Annotated in this window: 2 protein-coding genes and 1 pseudogene; all 3 read left to right on the forward strand. The window is 51.4% G+C overall.

What is annotated here, in order from left to right; genetic code table 11:
* Positions 1-314 precede the first annotated feature (314 nt).
* On the forward strand, positions 315-518 hold the full coding sequence (locus tag VGM55_RS20135) for a DUF4762 family protein (RefSeq protein WP_331636452.1): 204 nt from the start codon (positions 315-317) through the stop codon (positions 516-518).
* 177 nt (positions 519-695) lie between these two features.
* Entirely contained in the window at positions 696-1,361 is a 666-nt protein-coding gene (locus VGM55_RS20140; protein WP_331636453.1) for a DsbA family protein, read from the forward strand.
* A pseudogene (locus VGM55_RS20145) lies at positions 1,361-1,641 on the forward strand (ABC transporter); the annotation flags it as partial. The gene VGM55_RS20140 and the pseudogene VGM55_RS20145, both read left to right, overlap by 1 nt.

The following is a 1,641-nucleotide window of genomic DNA, read 5'->3' on the forward strand; positions in this document are numbered from 1 at the left end:
TATTTGTTTTTTCATTTTATTGAGAATTATCCTTTTCTGTTTTTCTTGCTTTAATAGGCTTTGATCTGCTTTTCTTGTTTTTAGACTAATTTAAATTTGAATATTCCCGCATTCACGGTTTACTTATTCGATTAACTCTCACTTGCAGTGTAAATAATTGTATTGATCTGCTCGTTTGGGATAGCTATGCTTTTTCCCGAAACGCTCTCATTGTTATTTGTTAGATGGTTTTAAAATGTATTGAAGAATTGCTCTGTCTGCCGACAGAGTAATGGGTAGTGTGTTTATATTTTAATGTATATAAGGATATTGTAATGAAGAAAATCAATCTGTCAGAAGCGGAAAACATCGTCGGCGGTACTTTTGTTTGTACCAAAGATTTCGCTTGGGTGGGCAGCGGCAATAACCGCACCTGCCAGCTGGTGAAAACCTGTGCGAACAAATTCGGTGGCGTACAGAAGTTCTATTACCCTGCGCCGGCAGCAAGCTGCCCGTCTAACCCCACCACGCCAAGCTGAGGCGGGTTAACCCCCTGCATTTAGATTAGCGGTGGGCAGGCGGGCAGCGTTCACGCTGGCCCGCCTGATACCGGGCGAAAAAGTCATCTTTACGATCTCATTATTTACGGTATTAACTCTTTTTCATGTATTCACCCTGCCGGGTGAATATTAATATATGCGCAGGATGCGTCCGTTATGTATAAACGTCCCTTGCTTTTCATTAGCTACACGCTTGTCATTGTTTTTGCCTCTTCTCTTTTGACCGCATTTTATTTTAAACATTACGTCATGCAACCGCCGGAGGCAGAAAGTCTGAGCTTTATCTCCCCGGAAAAAATAGAGCAAAGCCCGCTGCAAGACGATAATACCCTTGTCGAAGTCTTCTCTTACGCCTGCCACTATTGTGAAATCAACGAAAGCGGCGTGGCCGAGCTGGAAAAAAATTTACCGGCGGGGGCCAAATTGGTGCGCTTGCACCTCAGCGACGACAGTCAAGCCGGCATGGCGGCCTTTGCGCCCCTGTTCGCCACGCTGACGATCATGGGGATCGAAGCGCAGCATCGCCCCGCCGCTTACCGCGCGATTATCAAAGAAAACCTCAACCTGGCGGACGACAAGCAGCTCAGCGCCTGGCTGACGGCCAACGGTATCGATGAGGCCGCCTATCAGCAGGCCAGAGAGTCGGAACGGGTCAAAGAGCTGTTGGCGTATATGACGGCAGTGAGCCGCTATTACCAGATCAACGCGACCCCCAGTTTTATCGTCAATCGCAAATGGCTGGCGCTGCAAGATCGTGAGTTTTCCGCTTTCAGCCGGCAGCTGCTGTCGCTGTTGCAGCACGATAAGCCGCTGGCCCCGTGATGCGCCTGCTCGCGGTTCGGGGGTATTTAGCCTGGCGCAACGGCCTGGACGCGATGGCCCGCTTATCGGCAACGGGGGCCGGGATGGGCAACCGCCTGACGTGTGCTCTGCTGCGGCGCGTGGATTATCGCCTGTGGCTGGAAGTGCACCGGCGGTTGAGGGGAAGCAGACCGCAGCGTCGCTTTCGCCACCGGCATGCGGTAGCGCTGGCGAACCGCCAAAGCCTGTTGGGGGAGGACAAGCTGGACTTCGCCTGGCTGATGCAGCGGCGGCAGTGGCT

It is taken from the genome of Cedecea sp., assembly GCF_036500665.1.
GTDB lineage: Bacteria > Pseudomonadota > Gammaproteobacteria > Enterobacterales > Enterobacteriaceae > Cedecea.